This is a genomic window from Pseudomonas syringae (assembly GCF_002157375.1).
Taxonomy (GTDB): domain Bacteria; phylum Pseudomonadota; class Gammaproteobacteria; order Pseudomonadales; family Pseudomonadaceae; genus Aquipseudomonas; species Aquipseudomonas syringae_T.
Genome location: NZ_MTSA01000001.1, coordinates 144,096 through 164,779 on the forward strand (window position 1 = coordinate 144,096; position 20,684 = coordinate 164,779).

Annotated in this window: 16 protein-coding genes, 1 tRNA gene and 1 riboswitch; of the genes, 3 read left to right on the plus strand and 14 right to left on the minus strand. The window is 59.7% G+C overall.

Annotated elements, in window-relative coordinates:
* Positions 1–61: 61 nt before the first annotated feature.
* On the plus strand, positions 62–1,363 hold the full coding sequence (locus BW686_RS00575) for an FRG domain-containing protein (protein ID WP_057420172.1): 1,302 nt from the start codon (positions 62–64) through the stop codon (positions 1,361–1,363).
* Positions 1,364–1,581: 218 nt separating this feature from the next.
* Here BW686_RS00575 and BW686_RS00580 read toward each other — a convergent pair whose 3' ends face one another.
* The 14 genes from BW686_RS00580 to BW686_RS26740 all read right to left on the minus strand — a co-directional run bounded on the left by BW686_RS00580 (position 1,582) and on the right by BW686_RS26740 (position 19,179).
* Complete coding sequence (locus tag BW686_RS00580; protein ID WP_084913734.1) at positions 1,582–2,475, minus strand: ribonuclease H1 domain-containing protein; 894 nt, start codon at positions 2,473–2,475, stop codon at positions 1,582–1,584.
* 440 nt (positions 2,476–2,915) lie between these two features.
* Positions 2,916–2,989: transfer RNA gene (locus tag BW686_RS00585), tRNA-Gly, on the minus strand.
* A gap of 251 nt (positions 2,990–3,240) precedes the next feature.
* A complete protein-coding gene (locus tag BW686_RS00590) occupies positions 3,241–4,122 on the minus strand; it encodes an alpha/beta fold hydrolase (protein WP_084913735.1) in 882 nt (293 codons plus the stop codon).
* A gap of 295 nt (positions 4,123–4,417) precedes the next feature.
* Entirely contained in the window at positions 4,418–5,110 is a 693-nt protein-coding gene (locus BW686_RS00595; protein ID WP_084913736.1) for a pseudouridine synthase, read from the minus strand.
* A gap of 35 nt (positions 5,111–5,145) precedes the next feature.
* Complete coding sequence (locus BW686_RS00600) at positions 5,146–5,382, minus strand: cysteine-rich CWC family protein (protein WP_084913737.1); 237 nt, start codon at positions 5,380–5,382, stop codon at positions 5,146–5,148.
* A 30-nt stretch (positions 5,383–5,412) separates the two neighbouring features.
* Entirely contained in the window at positions 5,413–8,730 is a 3,318-nt protein-coding gene (locus BW686_RS00605) for a dermonecrotic toxin domain-containing protein (protein WP_084913738.1), read from the minus strand.
* A gap of 141 nt (positions 8,731–8,871) precedes the next feature.
* Entirely contained in the window at positions 8,872–10,686 is a 1,815-nt protein-coding gene (gene atzF, locus BW686_RS00610; protein WP_084913739.1) for an allophanate hydrolase, read from the minus strand.
* Between the two features lie 35 nt (positions 10,687–10,721).
* Entirely contained in the window at positions 10,722–14,618 is a 3,897-nt protein-coding gene (locus BW686_RS00615) for an urea carboxylase (RefSeq protein ID WP_084913740.1), read from the minus strand.
* Between the two features lie 109 nt (positions 14,619–14,727).
* A complete protein-coding gene (locus tag BW686_RS00620) occupies positions 14,728–15,345 on the minus strand; it encodes an urea amidolyase associated protein UAAP2 (protein ID WP_084913741.1) in 618 nt (205 codons plus the stop codon).
* An 11-nt stretch (positions 15,346–15,356) separates the two neighbouring features.
* Positions 15,357–16,082 (minus strand): urea amidolyase associated protein UAAP1, encoded by a 726-nt coding sequence (locus tag BW686_RS00625; RefSeq protein ID WP_084913742.1) that lies wholly within the window; start codon positions 16,080–16,082, stop codon positions 15,357–15,359.
* Entirely contained in the window at positions 16,079–16,861 is a 783-nt protein-coding gene (locus tag BW686_RS00630) for an ABC transporter ATP-binding protein (protein WP_084913743.1), read from the minus strand. Before BW686_RS00630 ends, BW686_RS00625 begins: the two co-directional genes overlap by 4 nt.
* Entirely contained in the window at positions 16,858–17,673 is an 816-nt protein-coding gene (locus BW686_RS00635; RefSeq protein WP_084913744.1) for an ABC transporter permease, read from the minus strand. The genes BW686_RS00630 and BW686_RS00635 overlap by 4 nt, the downstream gene beginning before the upstream one ends.
* Positions 17,674–17,700: 27 nt before the next feature.
* Positions 17,701–18,768: a putative urea ABC transporter substrate-binding protein gene (locus BW686_RS00640; RefSeq protein WP_084913745.1), complete on the minus strand. Its 1,068-nt coding sequence runs from the start codon at positions 18,766–18,768 to the stop codon at positions 17,701–17,703.
* 63 nt (positions 18,769–18,831) lie between these two features.
* Positions 18,832–18,934: riboswitch (guanidine-I (ykkC/yxkD leader) on the minus strand.
* Positions 18,928–19,179 carry a hypothetical protein gene (locus BW686_RS26740; protein WP_179149126.1) on the minus strand — a complete coding sequence of 84 codons (252 nt, stop codon included), beginning with the start codon at positions 19,177–19,179 and terminating at the stop codon, positions 18,928–18,930. It overlaps the preceding riboswitch by 7 nt.
* Positions 19,180–19,425: 246 nt before the next feature.
* Between BW686_RS26740 and BW686_RS00650 the strand changes: the two genes are divergently transcribed.
* Both BW686_RS00650 and ung read left to right on the plus strand, forming a co-directional pair.
* Positions 19,426–19,791: a hypothetical protein gene (locus BW686_RS00650; protein WP_179149127.1), complete on the plus strand. Its 366-nt coding sequence runs from the start codon at positions 19,426–19,428 to the stop codon at positions 19,789–19,791.
* Positions 19,792–19,972: 181 nt separating this feature from the next.
* Positions 19,973–20,665, plus strand: a complete 693-nt coding sequence (gene ung, locus BW686_RS00655) for a uracil-DNA glycosylase (protein ID WP_084913747.1) — start codon at positions 19,973–19,975, stop codon at positions 20,663–20,665.
* The last annotated feature ends 19 nt before the right edge of the window (positions 20,666–20,684 follow it).

Sequence of the window (20,684 nt, forward strand, 5' to 3'; positions counted from 1 at the left end):
GCTGGACTCCTCTATCAGTTGCTACATTGTCACTAACCTTGCCAGGAAGATCTAAATTCGAATGTATAATTTTCTTGTGACTTCTCAGGATGGTGCGTGGGATCAGCCTGGTTATGAATACGATAAGAGTCGCTTCCTGGAGTACACAAGCGATGACATCGCTGCGAGCTTTAAGGAACTGAAAGAGCCTCAGCTTGCGGCGCTGATGGAGCTTCCGTGCTTATTCGCTTATGAAGGCACCCGTCAATCCCTGAGAGTGGGGAGGTTGGAGGTAAAACTTCGCAACAACGGCAAGACTTTGCTCATTCGACCAACCATCGACGATCGTATTGGCCCCATTGAATTCGCGCAGATCAAGCCTCTGCAAGCGGCTCTCGATATCCGCGATTGGGAAATCAATCGGACGCACTGGGCAGTTAAGGACGAGGATCTGCTGGACGTCCTCCATCAAGCCCAGCTAGTACCTGACGGGTTGATCCGCTCCAAGGTGACGAAGGAAGACCTGCCCGCGACCACGCCACCCCAGATCCATGCTGACAGCGTCGGAGCTTTTATTGAGCAGGTATTTCAACTCAATCATGGTGGGCGTGAGGTTTTTTATCGGGGCCACTCCAATAGCAAAAAATATCGGTTGGAACCATCAATATTTCGCAAAGATCCACACGGGAATTTTGTTCACCGGGACACTGAAGATCGGATGTACCGGGAGCTTCTGGTTTCCAATTCAGTGGATTTCAGCGGAGATATTTATACGCTCGATCGCCTCGTACGCATGCAGCATTACTCGTTGCCAACGAGACTGCTCGATATCACATCGAACCCGTTGATCGGCTTGTACTTTTGCTGCAAGAGTAACCTCGATGAAGACGGAGAGGTCATAGTCCTCTCTATGGACGCCGATCATATCAAATACTTTGATTCAGATACTGCAAGCTGTATTGCTAACCTCTCCCGTCTGTCCAAGAGCGTCAGAGACTCTATCTCATTCGATGCTGCCGGCCTGGAAGATTTCAATAGTCAGCGGCCACTACGGCAGTTGCTTCATTTCATCAAAGAGGAAAAGCCATTCTTTGAGCCCAGGCTGGAGCCTGAGCATCTTCGATCCGTTCTGTGTGTGAAAGGAAAGCACACCAACAGCAGGATCTCATTTCAGTCCGGCGCGTTTCTGCTGTTCGGGGATGAAGCGGTGCTGGATGAAGAGGGTACGGAAGATATTACGCTTCATCGCATAGCGATAACGAACAAGAGGAATGTGTTGAAGGAGTTGGATCGCCTGAACATCAATGAGAGTACGGTGTTTCCGTATATAGAGAGTTCGGCGAAGTACATTGCTCAAAAATTTGCCTTCCAGGCTCGTGTCTGATTGAGCTCGTCAGCGGGCTAATCACTGTCCCCGAAAACTCGGAACCGTATCGAGGTGGCAGGGATACTCGTGGGATGCCTCGACTGATGCCCCGCGCTACAAGGCATTTGTATTACTAGACGCTTTTGGCGCTGTAAATCATCTGCGCGCTTTGGCTGCTCGTTCGGCCCTAAAATGCTGGTGGCCTGGTGGCCCGGCTGCTTGGTATTGCCCAGGGCTCAAGGAAGGCGGTCAATCGCGCGACCGTAGTCGAAGGCCACTGTACTTCCTGACACGAGCACTGCTTCCAGCTGATGACTGGACGAACCGCTCACAATGCGAAATTCGCTCACTTTCCCGGTATGGCTGGTGGTCGACCAGATCAGCTTGAGCTTTTCCATAGCCATTGGATGGTCGATCACGCCTGATGAGAACTTCATCAAGAAAGTGCTCAGTCTCTTCTTAAGTTCGAATCGGGACTCGTAAGGGTAAGGGCCGAGTAAAACGGGGCCGTCACCGATGATCTGGTTCAAGTCCAGCTTCGGCTTCAACAGAACCGCCTGGATATCTTGGTGTTCCCTCCAGCGATTCCGGACGATGTAACTTAGGCCCGTGCATTGCTCGACCCACCGCGTTTCTGCAGCCAACGCGTGTTCTTCCGAATCACAGGATTCTACGACTTTGAAAATGGGGGACATGCCGGCATCGAGGATCTCAGCGATTTTGGCTGCCGCCCGCTTGGTATTGTGTCGAGCGCGTCCGAGGTGGGCTTGCTTTCGCCTTTCGAGATCGGTTGTAAGTCCGACGTAGAAAGGCTCTTCGGTGTCAGGATCGATGATCAAGTAAATGACATATCGCTTTGCACCGATACCGTCCAACGCCGTCTGCCGTGGCACGGCTGTCGGCTGTTTCTCAAAGCCTTCAGTGCTGAAATGGGTGACCGGGGAGTGGTTTGAACCAGGTGTAGGGCTGTGTTGGCGATACCACTCGACAGCGAGTTCGAGCGTGGCGAACGACTGGTGCTTCGCTTCCGGAAACCGCTCAATCGACAAGCGAGCTCCACCGTCCCAGGTATTGAAGATCCCTAGTTTCCGTCCTTTGACGACTGCGTAGAATTTGGGTTTCTTCGCCATCCTGTGCAACCTTCCTGAATCACCTGATCGGCCTATTGACGAGGGGGGACGAGAGCAATCAACCTCACTTGAGCGCTTCAATAGTGCGCTCGACGTTGATCGTATCGCCATCTGAAAGCGCCGCCAACGCCTTGGCAGGTTTGGCATTGCGAATGCTTGGCTTATGGAGAAAGAAACGATGGTGGTGGCTTGGTTTTCAGGCACAGATAGGTGTGCACCGTTCAAGCTCAGGAGGTATGTCGGCGGATCAGACTTTAGGGTTTTATTGAGTGAGCTGAGGCGGAAGTGGGTCAGGTAAGACGCCGTACTGGGGGAATCGACGGTGCACCAAATTTTCGGGGCTTTTTGGGGAGGCTGATGGGGGCGCTGCGAGGAGGTCTCGACAGGCCTAGGCGGTAGGGAAAAACTGCCTGGAACGCCCGGAATCATTGGCTAGAAGGTGGAGCGGGTAGAGGGAATCGAACCCTCAACTAAAGCTTGGGAAGCTTTCATTTTACCACTAAACTATACCCGCATTACGCGTTTCTACCATGCACCAAAGCGGCGTGTCCAATAAGAACCCTCAACTAAAGCTTGGGAAGCTTTCGTTTTACCACTAAACTATACCCGCTCTGGGACCTGCTTTGAGCGGCTGACTTTGTACCAGAACCCTGCCTTGATTTGAAGCGCTAATTTCTTCCCGCAGCGCTTTTCCCCGTGATTGTTTCAAAAAAACCACCCGCCAGACCCTGACGTTCATGCCCCGGCGGTGGTTCTTCTGTGGTTTCAGAACGCGAAAGCACGATGCTCGTGAACCCGTTTGTAGAGGCTGTATTCGGGCTCTCCCGGTTTCAGGAAATCCATCAGCACTTGCTTCGAGTCACTGCAGGCTGCTTTATGCTCCATGTCCAGAAAGTGGCCCGCGGCCGGGATGGTGGCGAAGCTGCACTGTTGCAGGTACCTGGAGAACTGTGCGGCGTCGTTCGCGGAGGTGTATTCGTCCCAGACGCCGTTGATGAACAGCACCGGTGCCTTGATGCGTTGGCCTGCGGTCAGGTAGTTGTCTGGATCAAGTTCCAGAACCTGGCTGAAGTGATAGTGCATCTGGTCATACTCATGACCGTCAAGGCTGCTGACGTGGCGATAGTTGAAGCGCTTGAACAGCGACGGCAGGTGTTTGCCGAGGGTGTTGTTGATCAGGTGCCCCATGTCGTAGCGGCTGTGTGCCCTCAAGTGGGTGAGGCCTTGATCCAGGTAGTTGCGCATGGGGTCGTTGATGACCGGGGAAAACGAGCTGATGACCGCGCTTTCGATACGTCTTGGTTGATGTGCCAGCGCCACCAGCGTGGCTGCGCCGCCCCAGGAAAAGGACAACACGTGCTCGGCGTTGAAGTGGTCAATCAGTTCCAGCAGAAGCTGGCCTTCCTCTTCTCGCGTCAGCGGCGCGCCATGCAGGTTGTGGGGCTTGGATTGGCCTGAATAGGGCTGGTCGTAAAGCACCACGTTGAACGTCGGGTGAAGGCTGCGAACGGTCTGGGCAAATGAGGCGGTGGTGGCCAGTGAGCCGTTGACCAGAATGATGGTCTTTGCGGCGGGGTCGGTGCGATAGAACTCGGTGTAAACCCGAAACTGTCCTTGTATGTCCAGCACTGCTTTTTCTGGCGACATAGGTGTAACTCCTGGCGTAAACAGGTATGCGTGCAAACGACGTTGCACGGGTTTCGTGACAGGCAGGCGATAGCCGATTAAAGGCCCAGGTCGATCCGACAAGCTGTTCGACAGGTATTGTTATTGGCGGGCAATGTGTCGCGAGCCGGAGGCTGTGTGCGACAAAAGTTTTCTTGGAATAGTGTGTTGGCTGGCGGCCGCATAAGGACCGACGTTTTGAGTCAAGCAGCCGATCCGGCAACCCGCAAGTGCCGTTCGTGCCTTGTGTTCTCAATCCGCCAGACGGTCACGGGCGTCAGAACAGGTCGATTTCCGCTGCATGCAGCGCACGGTAGCTGCCGGGTGCCAGCGCCGGGTCCAGGACCAGCGCGCCGATGCTTTCCCGGTGCAGCCGCAACACTTTGTTGTCGAAGTGGCCGAACATCCGTTTCACTTGATGGTAACGACCTTCGATGATGCTCAAGTGCGCGCTGCGTGGCCCCAGCACCGTCAGTTGCGCGGGTTGCGTGGTGATGTTCTCGAACGAGAAGTACAGCCCTTCGGCAAACGTCAGCGCATAGCGTTCGTCGATAAGTTGTTCGGTCTCGACGTAATACATTTTGGGCATTTTGGTTTGTGGCTGAGTCAGCCGTCGCGACCATTGCCCGTCATTGGTGATCAGCATCAGCCCGGTGGTGTTGAAGTCCAGTCGACCGGCGATATGCAGTTCATGTTTGTCAGGTTCGTCCAGCCAATCAAGCACGGTCGTGTGCTGCGCATCGGCCGTTGCGCTCACACAGCCGGGCGGCTTGTGCAGCATGAAGTAACGCGCGGCTTTGCCTGCCTGGATAATTTCCGTGTCGAACGCGACGCAACTGAACTCCCGCACTTCGTGATGCGGGTCCGTGGTGGTACGGCCGTCCACTTGCACCCTGCCGCTGGCCAGCGCCAGACGTACGCTCTTGCGATTGAAGCGGGGCAGGTTGCTGAGGAAGCGATCAAGGCGCATGAGGATGGCGGTGCATGGCAGATGAGACGCGCATCTTACTCTGTGATCGGACGGGTCGCTTGATCAGGCGTTGCGTCCATGATCCCTGCGCAGCGCGGGCACAGGCAGGCTTTGTTGCGCACCGCGTCGGGCAGTGCGGCAAGCAATGCCGGGTCGATGCGTTCGGAAAAGCACCAGCAGGGCTGATCCACTGTGCGTGGATCGGCCAGGCTGCACTGATTGCTGAAGCCGCACACGGGGCATAGCAGGGTATCGGTCTGAGCTGTTGTCATGCGGGTCAGGCGCCGTGTTCGATGATCGGTTCAGGCCAGTCGGTTAATCGCGGGGCTGGCTGTCGGAGCATGATAGACCGGAGCGCGGCGCAATACCGCCGATATCGCTGCACAGCGGCAGTGAACCAGCAATATTCGGTCGTAATGGATGCCCTGCGCCGACAGACTTTTGAACAGATCGGCCAACGACGGGGGCGTCATGCCGAAACGCTTGCGGACCGTCAATACATCCATTGGCGTCGGTGGCAGCCAGCCTCGGAGCGGCGAGGCGTTCGAGTTTCGCACCACGCGGGCGATCTCGTCATAAGGCTCGTCACGGGTGGTCTGGAACTTGGACAAATTGTAGTTCTTCAGCCGGCCTGGCAGCGAGGTGCCGGCCATGAGTTTGTCCGTGATGAGCAACGGTTCAAGCGGCGGCGGTTGCATCAATGTGTTTGCAGCGGTGCTGGAGAGTGCGAAGGGTCTGGCATTCTTGTTGACGACACGATGCAGGCCGGGGTCCGTCAATTCATAGCCATGAGGCGCGTATGTCCGAAGCTCGGTGCCGTTGGGGATTTTCACGGTGGCAGTCCACGGGGTGTAATAGCCGTGGGTGCTGACCACCAGCGTCCGTGCCTGACCTCTGTCAGACGTCCACAGTAAAAACCGTCGACCCAGTTTCCAGGCATGCACCGGTACAAGGTTCGGCAAAGCCCCGCCGTTCAGGGTCCAGCGTTTGAGCAGTGCGTCGGTGTGAAAGAACTTTTCAAGCCGTGTCTGGCGCGGCTTTATTGGCCCCAGACGCAAGGGCGTGATGCTTCGCGACACGGCACGCGACCTGAGTGCGGCCCGTGCTTTGTGAACGGCAGGTTTGGCGAGCTTGCGGAATGTGCGCAACAGCCTTGGCGTTTGCGGGCCGAGTTGCATGAGGCCCAGCGACAAGGTGGACAGCAGCGCCTGATTTTTTTCCGTCTGTCGGCTGCCCGGCAACTGTGCAGACGCAATGCTCAACGACGTGATGCCGATTTCTGCTGCCAGCGAGGCGATAAAGGCCGGTGTCAGCAGCAGTGACATGGGCATCAGCAGGGATTGCAGGTGCTGCAGGCGGGCTGTCCAGTAGGCCAGCGAGACGTGTGCCGAGGTCACGAGTTGATCGTCTGCGTCATCCTGCGTGTTCTGTTTCAGGAGTTGATGCAGGTAAACAAAGGGCGAACCTTCCAGTTCTTTTTTGCACAACGAGTGGTGCAGGGCGTGTCGCGTGTCGGGGTTGAACAGCGCATCGGTCCAGGGGCGCAGCAGGGAGACAGGCTGATCCGGGGCCTGAGCCCCGCCCCACAGCTTGAACAGGTACTCCAGGCGTGAATGATGTCGAGCGGGTACGTAACGCAGAACGGCACGTCGCCATTCGGGGTCTGCGGTGTTCTGATTCAGGTAGCGCTCGAGCGCCGGGGCGTCGGCGAACTCGACGAATGCCCGTTGATGGCCTGCCTGATAGAGCACTGTCGGCTTGGCCGGCTGATCCAGCATCAGCAGCCCGGTGTATTGGTGCTCCATGCCGTCGATCAGTGAACCCTGAACGAAAAATCCCAGCGCCCGCCAGTGGGTCTCGGCGTTCGTTGTAATGGTTTGCACCACCCGGTCAAAACCGTCCCGGGTGAGGCTGCCCTGCTTCAGGCAGATCAACGCCTGAGCGACGAAGGTCGATCTGAAGGCCTGTTCGATGGCCGTTTTCTGCTGGTGCCAGAAGTCGTTTAAGTGCCGCGTCATCCAGTTCAGGAAGTCGAATGCCTTGATGTAGTCCTCGAGTGCCTGCGGGTCGATAGCCAGCACCTGGCCTTGCGCGCTATTACCCAGGCCAGTGGTGTCGAGGAAGACCGCTGTGCTGCCGTCGTGATCAATGTAGCCCGCCGGATAATCGACCCGGTAGTTGTTCATCAGCGCTTCACTCAGGCTGAGCGGCTTTTCGTCGGGAGAATGAGTGTAGGTCGCCGGTGTGCGTGGGCCGCCCAGCGGGCTGATCAGCCGGCCGCGCTGATAGGCGATGAACACATGATCAGGGTTGAGCGTCAGGCCATGATGTTCATACAGATAAACCCCCATGATCTGGGCGGCCATTGTGGCGGGGACGGGAATCTGATCCAGCAGCTCGGGTTCGGCCTGCCAGAGGTCAACCGCCCCGGCCAGGGTGAGACCGCGCGTGATGGGCCTGAGCCAGTCGATACTGTCGTAGTGGTCGCCACAGAGCAGGGTGTCGGCGAAAGAGGCCTGTGCTCGTGTCAGTTCGGTAAACACATCCCCGTCGATCAGCGGTGCATCGGCCACGCTTTCAGCGTCTGGCTCGAGCGCATGCAGCAATGGGCCGTAAAGCCCTGAAGCGTTCATGGCGGCCACCAGACGGTCGCGCATTCTGCGTGGATCGTCGCTGATGTATTCGACTGCATTGCGCTGGGCGCCCAGCACATGAATAAAACAGTGAGAGGTGGTTTTCGATCTGACCTGAAAAATACCCGGCACCCGTTGGCCGTCGAGAGACAGCATTCTGACTTCGGATTTTTCGCCTCTTCCGGTGTGTGCCAAAGCCTCGGCATCAACCGGAAACGCACTCAGCCCCAGTGCGTCCAGTGTCAGCACATAGCCGTCCCGGCTGATGCGTCCCCGAGCGAACTGGCGGGCCAGGCTGTCCAGCAATCCCAGTCGTGAGAGCGCTCGACAGGTTTCACCATGACGGTTCCGAAAATCGTTGAGTGCCGCACTGTAATCGCTTGACCAGGGTGTCTCGATGATCCACTTCAGCACCTTGGCTGTGCTGATGGAGGGCGCGTCGTCGGGCATTGAGATGTCCGTGACCTGGCTACGATAGAGGGCCAGAAAATAAGGTGGGTCGAATGTCGCCAGTGCCACATCGGTCAACGAAAGGCGGACGCTGTCATGTTCCTGCTGTGCCCCGGTGCTGAAGGTGATCTGCAGTTGATCAGGGTTCAGGGCCAGGCCGGTCTTTTGCGTCAGCATCGAAGCCAGCTTTTGCTGAACAAAGTGGTGCCGGGTCGGTGGGGCATCCATGTCCAGCTGGCAGGCTTTCAGGAACAGCGCCGAGTCGGCAATCAGTTTGAAACCCGGGCTTTTGCGCAGCGCCTTTAATTGACGCTCGATACCTTTAGCCAGGTCCTCCGGCTCGTGTTCGTCCGTCAAAGGTGGCGTACTTTCACGGAGCGGCAGAAGAAGTGCAGGCAGCGCAAAAGGCGCCGAAGCATTGAGCGTGTCATGCCTTGGATTGCCCTGCCACGGCATCAGAATGCCGGGCTGCTCCAGCCAGACAGGTGAGGATTGAAACAGCGTGTCCTGGCGAAATGGACTCCAGAGATGATTCATGACGGCGGATCGAAGTGAGTGGATACTCACTATGCCGGGAAGCGAGGCCCTGCGTGTCTTAACTATATGTTGTGAAACCGACATGTTGCGAAGCCGGACGGAGGCAGCAGGGCGGCCTGCACGCGCCTGCCGCCCGTTCGGTCATTGCTGTTGCAGGTAGGCGCGCCAGCCGCCCAGATGGCTGATATCGCGAGCGCCTTCAAGCCCATAGGCTTCGCAAATGAAGCCGCTTTCCCAGCGACCATCAGCCAGTTGCACTTTACCCAGGCCGAGAGGGGCCGGAATGCCGGTCAGGAACGAACCCAGTTCGGCGCTCGGCAGCTCCCAGACTTCAACCGCAATCGCCACGCCATGCTCGGCCACTCGCACCATGCCGGGCCTGAATGGCGGTCCGCCGGCCAAGGCGAACAATTGATAGTCGGCAGAGCTGTGTGTGGTTTCCAGCAAGCGGGCACCGCGTTGTTTGAGCTGCCAGTTCAACGCCAGGCCGTCCAGGTGCGCGCCGCAGACCACCAGCCGGGCCATATCGTTGCGAGCGCTTGTGGTCGGTGCGGGCAACTGAGGGGGGGCGCCGCCAATCAAGGGCAGGGCGGTCTGCCGCTGGAATGCATCGGCAAGGCTGAGCAGAGACTGGTCGGTCAATGCCCGTCCGAACAGCGTGACGCCCCACGGCAGACCGTTGCTCATGAACGCGCTGGGCACGGCGATGGCCGCGTAGTCGAGCAGGTTGACGAAGTTGGTGTAATAACCCAGCTCCGAGTTACGCAACACCGGCTCGGCCATCAGTTCTGCCGACGTTACCGGGCGTCCGATACTGGGTGTCACCACGCAATCCAGCCCTTCCAGCGCCTGATCACACAGGACTTTGAGCGCTTGCAGACGGTATTGCGCACGGAAGGTGTCGACCCCGCTGACGCTGGGCGCGTTGGCCAGTACATCGCGAATGACCGGGAGTACCGAATCGGGATTGTTCTCCATCAATTGCCCGACAACGCTGTAGCGCTCGGCCACCCAAGGGCCTTCGTACAGCAACCGCGCCGCTTCCAGAAAAGGCGTCAGGTCTACTGTAACCGACTCGCCGCCCATTGCCGTGAGGTCATCAATGGCATCGCTGAACAGCTGCGGCCCTTCGGTGCAACCAAAAAACGCGAGGTCTTCAGCCCGTGGAACGCCAAAGCGGAACGGCCGGGGCGCGCCAAATGCCGACGCATTGTTCCATTGCGGGTTGTGACGGCTGTACGCGTCGCGCGGGTCAAGCCTGGCGACCAGCCCCAGCAACTGGCTGGCTTCTCTGGCCGTGGCGGTGAACAACGAAACGCAATCTTGCGTACGGCAGGCGGGCACCACTCCCGCTGTAGAGATCAAGCCCTTGCTGGCCTTCGTGCCCACCAGATTGTTCAGCGCTGCGGGCACTCGCCCCGAGCCTGCGGTGTCGGTACCCAGCGAGAAACTGCTGACCCCCAGTGCAACCGCCAGTGAAGAGCCGGAGCTTGAACCGCCGGACGGGTAGCCGCCGAGAACACTGTTGGGGCAAGCGCCATAGGGCGAGCGGCTGCCGTTCAGGCCTGTGGCGAACTGGTCCAGATTGGTCTTGCCCATCGGCACTGCGCCCAGTGCGATCAGTTGTTCGACGATGGTCGCTGAACGGTCTGGTGTGTAGGCGTACTCCGGGCAGGCGGCGGTGGTCGGAATACCGGCCAGATCAATGTTGTCCTTGATCGCGAAAGGCACGCCATACAGCGGCAGGTCGCTGGGGTCACGGCTTTCCAGTGCGGCCAGATAAGGCTCCAGTTCAGCCGGGCTGAGCAGGTGAATGAAGAGGTGATAGACGGGGTTGAGCGCCGCGGCTTTTTTCTGCAGGGCCAGAATCAGCTGGCGCGGCGACAGATGGCCGGCCTGGTAGTCGGCGCGTACGGTGTCCAGACGAAGGTCGTTCGGCAGGGGTGTGTCGTTCATGACGAAATTCCATTGAAGTTGAAAAGTTGATCGGCTCAGTCTGCTGTCAGCACCACCACCCGCTGCCCTGCGCGTATCGCAGAACCGGGTTGCACACGGACTTCCTGAACCACGCCAGCGACAGGCGCGAGCAGCGGGATTTCCATCTTCATCGACTCCAGGATCACCAGCACATCGCCCGCTTCGACTCGCTCACCGGGTTGCACTTGCACCTGCCAGAGGTTGCCGGCGATGTGGCTGTCGACGCCTTGCTGACCCGGTTGCAGAGGCAGTTCCTCGGAGTGCGGGGCAGCGCCTTCGTCACTCTGGAAGTCCGCCTGGCCATTGGCGATCCAGCGCTCGCGTTCGGCGTTGAACGCTGATTGCTGTTGCGCGCGAAAGGCCGCGATGCCGTCTGCTTCACGGGTCAGGAACGCCTGATAGTCAGTCAGGTTCAGCGTGCTGTGCTCGATGTTCAGCGCGAAGCGGCCCAGCGGGAAATCGCGGCGGATACGCAGCAGTTCGTCGGCACTGACGGGGTAGAAGCGGATCTGGTCGAAGAAGCGCAGCAGCCACGGTTTGCCCTCAAAGGCTGCGACCTCGCGATAACGATTCCACATCTGCAGCGTGCGCCCGACGAACTGGTAGCCGCCGGGGCCTTCCATGCCATACACGCACATGTAGGCGCCGCCGATGCCGACCGAATTTTCGGCGGTCCAGGTGCGCGCCGGGTTGTACTTGGTGGTCACCAGTCGATGGCGCGGGTCCAGCGGCGTGGCGACCGGTGCGCCGAGGTACACATCGCCCAGCCCCATGACCAGATAACTGGCGTCGAACACCGTGCGCTGCACTTCGTCGAGGTTGGGCAGGTCGTTGATGCGCCGGATGAACTCCAGATTGCTCGGGCACCACGGCGCGTCCTTGCGCACGGTGGTCATGTATTTCTCGATGGCCAACTGGCAGGCCGGGTCGTCCCAGGACAGTGGCAGGTGAACGATGCGTGAGGCGACTTGCAGGTCTTTCGCGGCGCACACGGCGTCCCATTCGCCGGCAATGATGTCGACCAGTTGCTGAAGCGGCAGTTGCTCCGGGCGGTAGTGGACTTGCAGCGAGCGAATGCCCGGCGTCAGGTCGATCACCCCTGCCAGCGCCTTGGCTTCCAGCGCGAGCATCAAAGCATGGCCGCGCAGACGCAGCACCAGATCCAGCTCCGGCGCGCCTATTTCCAGCAGCAGATGGGTATCGCCAGAAAGACGCGCCACCAGACGTTTGTCGTCCTGACCGATGTCCAGAATGATCGGGCTGGGCAGGCAAAAGTTCACGGCACCCTGTGGGAGCGGACTTGTCCGCGAATAGGCCGGTACATCTGATGCACTTTCTGCGTTTGAACCATCGCTTTCGCGAACAAGTTCGCTCCTACAGTTACTCACGGGACCTTGTGGGAGCGGACTTGTCCGCGAATGGGCCGGTACATCTGATGCATTTTCTGCGTTTGAACCATCGCTTTCGCGAGCAAGCTCGCTCCCACAGGCATTCACAGAACCTTGTGGGAGCGGACTTGTCCGCGAATGGACCGGTACATTCGATGCATTTTCTGTGTCTGGAATATAGCCTTCGCGAACAAGTTCGCTCCCACAGGTATTCACGGGACTTTGGGGGAGGGTTGAGGTCATGGCCGCATGGCACGCCTCGACACTCACCGGGTAAAACCGCACCCGGTCACCGGCCTTCAACTGTCCCAGTTGCCACAGGTCCGCTTCGATGATGGTCACCGGGCACACGAAACCGCCCAGACTCGGGCCGTCCGGGCCGAGGATGACCGGCATGTCTCCGGTGAAATCCACTGCGCCAATCGCATACGGATTGTCGTGAATGTTGGACGGGTGCAGACCGGCCTCGCCACCGTCGGCGCGCACCCATTCAGGCTTGGGGCCGATCAGTCGCACGCCGGTGCGGCTGGAGTTGAAATGCACTTCCCAGTCGGTCGCAAAAAAGGTATCGATGTACGCTTGGGTGAAATATTCCGGCGCCGCATGCGGGCCGTAGATCACCCGAATCTGGCGAACATCGTTCAGCGTATCGAGTGCTTCATCGGCAATCCGCTGGCCCGCACTGCGATCAGCCAGGGGCGAGATATGCAGCACATCACCGGCGCGTAACGCCCGGCCGCCATGCCCGCCGAACTGGCCGAGGGTGAAGGTGCTTTTACTGCCCAGATAATCCGGCACGTCCAGCCCGCCACGCACGCACAGGTAACTGCGCACGCCGGCACCGGCCATCGTGCCCAGCGCAAGGGTTGAACCTGCACGCACCAGCAGCGCGGTGTTCATGGCGCGGGCCTCGCCGTCCAGCGTGATCGGGATAACCGCGCCGGTCACGGCGATCACTGCATCGGTATTGAAGCGCAGCAACGGTCCGCTCATGGTGATTTCCAGCGCGGCACAGCCTTCGGCATTGCCCAGCAGGCGGTTACCCTGACGCAAGGCGCGGCTGTCCATTGGCCCGGAAGGTGGCACACCGACCGCCCAGTAACCCAGCCGACCGGGGTAGTCCTGCACGCTGGTCTGCGTTCCGCCGCTCAACACCTCGAAGGTATCAGCGTGATACACTAGGCCTTCCAGGCAGCGGGTCCACGGCTGGCCGCTGGCGAAGGGCTGGTCGTCGATGATCTGGCGCAGGTAATCGCGATTGGTCTCCACACCATACAGGCGCGTGTCATGAAGCGCGGCGGCCAGCCCGGTGCTGGCCTGATCACGGGTCGGCGCCCAACTGATCAGCTTGGCGATCATCGGATCGAAGTACGGCGGTATCTCGCAACCGGCCTCGACCCAGGTATCAATGCGCAGCGCATGGCCATCGGCAGGCGGAAAACTCACCGCTGTCAGCAGGCCAGGGCAAGGTTGAAAGTCACGGCCCGGGTCTTCAGCGTACAGTCGTGCCTGAATCGCATGCCCGACCGGTTTCAGACGGGCCTGCAACTGGTCGAGCGGCGGCAGATCACCCGCCGCGAGTTGCACCATCCAGCTGACCAGATCCACGCCCCACACTTGTTCGGTCACACCGTGTTCGACCTGCAGGCGGGTGTTCACTTCCAGAAAGTAGAAACGCTGATCTTCGCTGTCGAAGACAAATTCAACGGTTCCGGCGCTGCGGTAGTTGACCGCCCTGGCCAGCTTGATCGCCGTTGCGCACAGCTCATCGGCCATGCCGGCCGGCAGGTTCGGGGCCGGGGTTTCTTCCAGCACCTTCTGGTTGCGGCGTTGCACCGAGCAGTCGCGCACGCCGAGGGCCAAAACCTCGCCCTGGCCGTCACCGAACACCTGGACTTCCAGGTGGCGGGCGCGCTGGATGTATTTCTCGATGAACACGCCCGCGTCGCTGAAGTTGTTCTGGCCCAGCCGTTTTACCGCTTCGAACGAGTCCGCCAGTTCCTCTGCGCTGCGGCACACACGCATGCCGATACCGCCGCCGCCAGCGGTGCTTTTGAGCATGACCGGATAGCCAATGCCGCGCGCAGCGGCGATGGCCGATTCAAGGCTGTCGAGCAGCTCGGTGCCTTCCAGCAACGGCACGCCGTGCTGTCGGGCCAGCGCACGGGCGGTGTGCTTGAGGCCGAACACGCGCAATTGCTCCGGCGTCGGGCCGACAAAAGCGATACCGGCGTCTTCACAGGCTTGAGCGAAGGCAGCATTTTCAGAGAGAAAGCCGTAGCCGGGATGAATGGCTTTGGCGCCGCTGGTGTGGGCGATGGCGAGGATCTTGTCCACCGCCAGGTACGTCCCGGCCGCGCCGCCTTCGCCCAGGCTGTGGACTTCGTCGGCCTGCATCAGGTGCAGGCTGGCGGCGTCGGCTTCGGAATACACCGCCACGCCTTTCACCTGCAATGTGTACAGGGTCCGCAGGATGCGGCAGGCAATGGCGCCACGGTTGGCGATCAGCAGTTTGTCGAACATGGCATAACCCCGGAAACCCAGCCGCGCTCGGTTTCGTGATGGGAAGCGGGCCGTCCCGCTATTGATCTGTCTACGCAACGGTCGTCCGTTGCTGAGGGCGGGTGCCGGGTCAGTCGCGAATCAGCAGCTGCGCGGGCGTCGGGTTGTAGCCGTTGCAGGGGTTGTTGAGTTGCGGGCAGTTGGAGATCAGCACGATCACGTCCATCTCGGCACGCAACTCGACGTATTTGCCGGGCGCTGAAATACCGTCTTCGAAGGTCAGGCCGCCCTCGGCGGTCACCGGCACGTTCATGAAGAAATTGATGTTCGGGCCGATGTCGGCTTTGGTCAGGCGTCCGTCATGCAGGCAGGCGCGCAGGTAGTTGTCTCGGCAACTGTGCATGTAGCGTTTTTCCAGGGCGTAACGCACGGTGTTGCTCTCTTGGGCGCACGCGCCACCCAGCGTGTCGTGGCGGCCGCAGGTGTCATCGACAAGGGTCAGCATCGGCTGGCCGAGGTTGGAAAACAGCACGCTGCCGGTGGTCAGGTAAACGCTGTTTTGACGGCGTAAGGTGCGCTGCACGTCGTAGCGTTCACGCGGGTTGGCGAGGCTGAAAAACAGCGTGTCGACGGCCTGATTGCCTTCCAGATCGAGAATGCGCACGGTCTGCCCGGCCTTCACTTCGGCCAGAAACGGCTCGCCGGCCGGGATGGTCGCGTCGCAGCAATGATGATGGTGTGAGTTCATGACAGGGCTCCTCAGGCGAACAGGCGATCGGTGTTGATGAAACCGCGCTCGTTTTCCGGGCGCGAGGTTCGGCAGTGTTCGGCAACGCTGGCGTCGGCTTTCATCCAGCTGAGCTTGAGCGGTTGCGGCGCATATTCCGGGTTGGGGTCCATCGGGTGTTGCAGCGCGGTCAGGACCACCAGCGTGTCCATCGGCGCATACAGTTCGATACAGTCACCGGCTTTCGAATTGTTCGGCACGAAATGCAGCGCGCCCGTATCGTCGACATCGACGCGGCTGAACAGGTTGAGCGTCATCAGCAGGTCCGACAGCCCCAGCCCCCACTTGCCCAGCTCGACCAGCAGGTTGTCGACGCCATTGCGGAAGAAACCGTTACGCAGTTCCTGATAGCGACCCTGGCCGTATTTTTCAGCGACTTCCTGGGCGTTGAGCACGCCGCCAATGCTGTCGCTCCAGCCACAGGTGTCAGTGACGATGGCGGCCAGCACGCGCCCCATGTCCGAATACAGGCAGTGGCCTTTGCTCAACCTGGCGGTGTGCTGGCATTTGAGGCTGTCGGGCAGGTTCAGCCGTTCGGTTTTTTCGTGCGCGTTGAGCAAGGTCAGGCTGACGTTGGCATTGCCGTGCAGGTCAGTCAGACGCAGCAGCTCGCCACGTTTGAGGATGAACGAGCGATGGCCGCCACCGGGCAGGCGTTCTTCGGCGAAAACCGGGTACAGCGTGGTCGAGTCAGTCATTGAGCGGGCTCCTCTGAAACGGTAAGCAGCGAGTCGATGGCGGCGCGTTCGGCGCGGCGTTCGCTGTTGAGGGGGATGTCGTAAGTGATGCGCGCGCCATACGCGCCGGGTTCATGCGGGTCATGGCGCACCTTGTCGAACACCAGCAGGCGGGTGCCGAGGTTGAAGCCTTCGGACAGGTCATGGGTGACCATGAACACCGTCAGTTTCGTCTCGCGCCACAGCTCCAGCAGCAGGTGGTGCATGTCCTTGCGGATGCCCGGGTCGAGGGCACCGAACGGCTCGTCCAGCAGCAGAACGCGGGGTTTCATGATCAGCGCCTGGGCAATCGCCAGCCGCTGTTGCATGCCGCCGGACAACTGCGTCGGGTACTTGTCCAGCGCGTGGCTCAGGCCGACTTTGTTCAGCAGGTGCGCGGCCTGCTCGCGAGCCTCGCGTTTGGCCTGACCGAACAAACGGCCCAGCCATGCGGCACGGGGCAGCTCCAGGCCCAGCGCCACGTTGTCGAGCACCGACAAATGCGGGAAGACCGAGTAGCGCTGGAAGACCACGCCCCGGCTGGCATCCGGTTCATGGGCCAGTGCCTCGCTGTCCAGTGTGATCAGGCCGCGGCTCGGGGTTTCCTGACCCAGCAGCAAACCCAGGAAGGTCGATTTGCCACAACCCGACGCGCCGACCAGCGTGCAGAACTCACCTTCGGCGACGTCCAGATTCAAGCCTTCAAGCACCACCTGATCGCCGTATTGCTGCCAGACGTTGCGCACACGGATAAAGCTCATGCGCGGGCTCCTTCGTACCAGGGAAAGGCGCGTCGGGTCAGGGCTTTCAGGCCCCAGTCCATCAGCCAGGCGAGCAGGGTGATCCACACCACATACGGCAGAATCACGTCCATCGCCAGATAGCGCCGCACCAGAAAAATCCGGTAGCCCAGACCGTCAGTCGATGCGATGGCTTCGGCCGCAATCAGAAACAGCCACGCCGACCCGAGTACCAACCGCAGGGCAATCAACAGACGTGGCAGCAACTGCGGCAGGATGACCCGCAGAATCAGCGTCCAGGTGTTGGCACCCAACGTCTGTGCCTTGATCAGCAGTTCGACCGGAATTTCCCGAGCGCGCTGTTCCAGGTCACGCGCCAGAATCGGCGTGATACCGATCACGATCAGCATCACTTTCGACAGCTCGCCCAAGCCAAAGACGATGAACAGAATCGGCAGGATCGCCAGCGGCGGCACCATCGACAGCACGGTCAGCAAGGGCGACAACGGCGCACTGAACAGTGGCAGGGCACCCGCCGCAATACCCAGACACAGCCCCAGCAATGCGCTGATTCCGAGGCCGATTGCCAGGCGCTTGAGGCTCGACGCCGAGTCTTGCCACAGCAGGTAATCGCCGGTTCGGGCGTCGGCGGTAAATGCCACGCGTTTCACCGCATCGGCCATCTGCACCGCACTGGGCAGCAGTTTGTCGGTGGGGTTTTCCGCAAGCCGGGTGGCCGAACCCATGAAATAGGCGAACAGCAACAAGGCGAACGGCAGGATCACCAGAATCAGGCGACCGGCGCGATCCGGATGACGGTTTATCAAGCGCATGGCAATGACCTTTCTACTGAGCGTGATTTACAGCGTGCCGTCGGCGGCCATCTGCACGTAGCTGGGGTCGAAGTGCAGCTTCAGGTTGGCTTTGTCGCCCACGATCACACCGTTGGCGAACGACATGCCGACGGCATTGGCATCCCGCGCGCCTTCGCCCAGCAAGCCGTGAGCGAACGAGAAGTCAGCGACCTTGCGTTGGGTCTCGGGCAGTTGTTTGCTGGTGGCGAATTCGAGGGCTTCCTTAGGCGTGGCGAACAGCTTGGTGGTGTCCAGTTGCGCCTGAAAACCGGCCAGATCAGTGCCCGATGCCTTGGCCATGTGTTCCAGTGCGGCCTTGCTCTGGGCATTTTTGGCATTCATCAGCGCGACCACTTCAAACCATGCGCCGGTCAGGGCTTTGCCCAGGGCTGGGTTGTCTTTCAGGGTCTGAGTGTTGACGACCATCATGTCCATGATCTCGCCAGGGATCTGACTGGAGTTGAACACTTCGGTCACGCCGGGCCTGGCTTTGATGTCCGACAGCATCGGGTTCCAGGTGGTGACTGCCTGAACGTCATCGGTGTTGAAGGCGGCAGAGATATCAGCATCCGAGGTGTTGACGACCTTGAGGTCTTTCTCGCTGAGTCTGGCCGTGTCCAGTGCGCGGGCCAGCAGGTAGTGAGACACCGAGAGCTCGACCAGATTGACGTCCATGCCTTTCAGGTCGGCAACTTTCTTGCCTTCGCCCTTGAGCACGATGCCGTCGTTACCATTGGAGAAGTCGCTGACGATCAACGCGGTGCTTTCTACGCCCCCTGCGGCCGGGATGGTCAAGGCGTCCATGTTGGTCATGGTGCAGCCATCGAACTGGCCGGCGGTGTATTGATTGATGGATTCGACGTAGTCGTTGAGCTGAGTGACATCGATTTTGATGCCGTACTTTTTCGCCCATTTGTCGACAATGCCCTGGCTGCCTGCGTATTCCCAAGGCATCCAGCCTGCATAGATAGTCCAGCAGACGTTGAAGTGATCTTTCTGGGCGGCATTCGCCGAGAGGCTCAACGCAGCAAGCAGGCCTGCGGTGAGCAGGCCGAAAAGACGAGACTTTTGCATGTTGAGAAATCTCCAGTAGTGAAAAAAGGCGGCCAGGAGCAACGTGACACCACTGGTGTCCCTGTCTCCCGGGCTTTTGTCCCGCCGTGTAACCTCTACTGGAGGTCGCCAACTCTCGGACCAGCCACTTGCCTGTCGGCAAGCCGGAACCCTAGTCGGCTATTGCAAATTGTGGTGCCGCGAACCTGTGTTGACTCCTGCACGCCACTCATCAAGCGAGAGTTGTGCCAACTCGCTGAAACCGTTGGTTTTGAGGGGCACAGGCAAGGTTGCAGCGGATCGGCAGGCTTGGAGCTGCCTTGTGCTGGTGCGGGGCTGCACCGGGATGAAGCGAAGCAGTGACTGCTGTGGTGAAATGTTTTGTAGCATCTTTGTAAAAAACCGGAACAGCATCGAAAGTGTTGTTTTCACAGCTTTTTCCGGCCTGATCGGCATGGCGTATGAGACGCTGCCACTGCTGGACCCAGGGCACTAGAACGCGTTTTTGCTGTCTGATTTTTCGTCCGCCAACCGCTTTGGCGGACGCCGACCAGCGTCGCTGGTTTGTGCCCAATCGCGGTCCAGGAGGCCGCCATGTATCGAAGACCCTTGCTTATCACGTTGCTGACCCTTTTCCTTGCTGGTTGCTACGGAGGCCCTGGATACTACGAATCTGATGTGTACACGCAGCCGACAACTGTCGTCGGCGGCGCTTACGCGTATGACAACGGCTACCGCTCCACTTATTACCAGGAGCGGCGCATCTACGTGGCGCCTCAACCGCGCTATTACAATCAGCCGCGCTATTACGCCCCGGCACCGCGTTACTACGCGCCGCCGCCCGTCCCGCGCTACTACCAGCCAGGCCGTCCACCGGGCTATGGCTGGAGGAATGACGGATTCCGCGGGAACGATGGCTACCGTGGTAACTATCGCGGAGACCGTGGCAACCGCGGCTGGGATGACCACGGCGGACGAGGCGGGCGCGATGGCCGTGATCACGGAAGAGGCGGACGCGGCGACGGTCGTGGCGGTCATCGGTAGCTGAAGGGCTCCTGTATCTGGATCGACCATCCTGATCTCTATCGACTAGCGTGCCGACGCTCTGCGTCGGCATGCTTTTCTCGACGCTCTGCGTCCCTCCTGAATGCGCAAACCGCAACCGGCATTGACTTTGCCGCCGAGCTTTCCTAGTGTCCGCCCATTGTTTTTACCGGATGTAACCATGACGAGCGACGACCGCATCAAGCTTGAGCCAAGCTGGAAAGAGGCCCTGCGTGACGAATTCGAACAACCCTACATGGCGCAGTTGCGTGAGTTTCTGCGTCAGGAGCATGGGGCAGGCAAGGAAATCTATCCGCCGGGGCCGCTGATTTTCAATGCGCTGAACTCGACGCCGCTGGATAACGTGAAGGTCGTGATCCTCGGTCAAGACCCGTATCACGGTCCGAATCAGGCCCACGGTCTGTGCTTTTCGGTGCAGCCCGGCGTGCCGACGCCACCGTCGCTGGTCAACATCTACAAAGAGCTGAAACGTGACCTGAACATCGACATCCCCAATCACGGTTGCCTGCAATCCTGGGCTGATCAGGGCGTGCTGTTGCTCAACACAACGCTGACTGTGGAGCGCGCCAATGCGGCCTCGCATGCGGGAAAAGGCTGGCAGCACTTCACCGACCGCATCATTCAGGTGGTCAGCGAGCATCAGCCGCATCTGGTGTTTCTGTTGTGGGGCGCTCATGCGCAAAGCAAGCAGAAGCTGGTCGACGCGACCAAGCATCTGGTGCTGACGTCCGTCCATCCTTCACCGCTGTCAGCCTACAAAGGCTTTCTGGGCAACGGTCATTTCGGGCGGGCCAACAAGTACCTTGAGCAAAACGGTCTGGCACCGATCGACTGGCGGCTGCCCGCGCTCTGACCAAGTGCTTCTGATGCTG

Coding starts and splice junctions, on each gene's coding strand:
- BW686_RS00575 (WP_057420172.1), top strand. CDS start 62: ATGTATAATTTTCTTGTGACTTCTCAGGATGGTGCGTGGGATCAGCCT.
- BW686_RS00580 (WP_084913734.1), bottom strand. CDS start 2,475: ATGGCGAAGAAACCCAAATTCTACGCAGTCGTCAAAGGACGGAAACTA.
- BW686_RS00590 (WP_084913735.1), bottom strand. CDS start 4,122: ATGTCGCCAGAAAAAGCAGTGCTGGACATACAAGGACAGTTTCGGGTT.
- BW686_RS00595 (WP_084913736.1), bottom strand. CDS start 5,110: ATGCGCCTTGATCGCTTCCTCAGCAACCTGCCCCGCTTCAATCGCAAG.
- BW686_RS00600 (WP_084913737.1), bottom strand. CDS start 5,382: ATGACAACAGCTCAGACCGATACCCTGCTATGCCCCGTGTGCGGCTTC.
- BW686_RS00605 (WP_084913738.1), bottom strand. CDS start 8,730: ATGAATCATCTCTGGAGTCCATTTCGCCAGGACACGCTGTTTCAATCC.
- atzF (WP_084913739.1), bottom strand. CDS start 10,686: ATGAACGACACACCCCTGCCGAACGACCTTCGTCTGGACACCGTACGC.
- BW686_RS00615 (WP_084913740.1), bottom strand. CDS start 14,618: ATGTTCGACAAACTGCTGATCGCCAACCGTGGCGCCATTGCCTGCCGC.
- BW686_RS00620 (WP_084913741.1), bottom strand. CDS start 15,345: ATGAACTCACACCATCATCATTGCTGCGACGCGACCATCCCGGCCGGC.
- BW686_RS00625 (WP_084913742.1), bottom strand. CDS start 16,082: ATGACTGACTCGACCACGCTGTACCCGGTTTTCGCCGAAGAACGCCTG.
- BW686_RS00630 (WP_084913743.1), bottom strand. CDS start 16,861: ATGAGCTTTATCCGTGTGCGCAACGTCTGGCAGCAATACGGCGATCAG.
- BW686_RS00635 (WP_084913744.1), bottom strand. CDS start 17,673: ATGCGCTTGATAAACCGTCATCCGGATCGCGCCGGTCGCCTGATTCTG.
- BW686_RS00640 (WP_084913745.1), bottom strand. CDS start 18,768: ATGCAAAAGTCTCGTCTTTTCGGCCTGCTCACCGCAGGCCTGCTTGCT.
- ung (WP_084913747.1), top strand. CDS start 19,973: ATGACGAGCGACGACCGCATCAAGCTTGAGCCAAGCTGGAAAGAGGCC.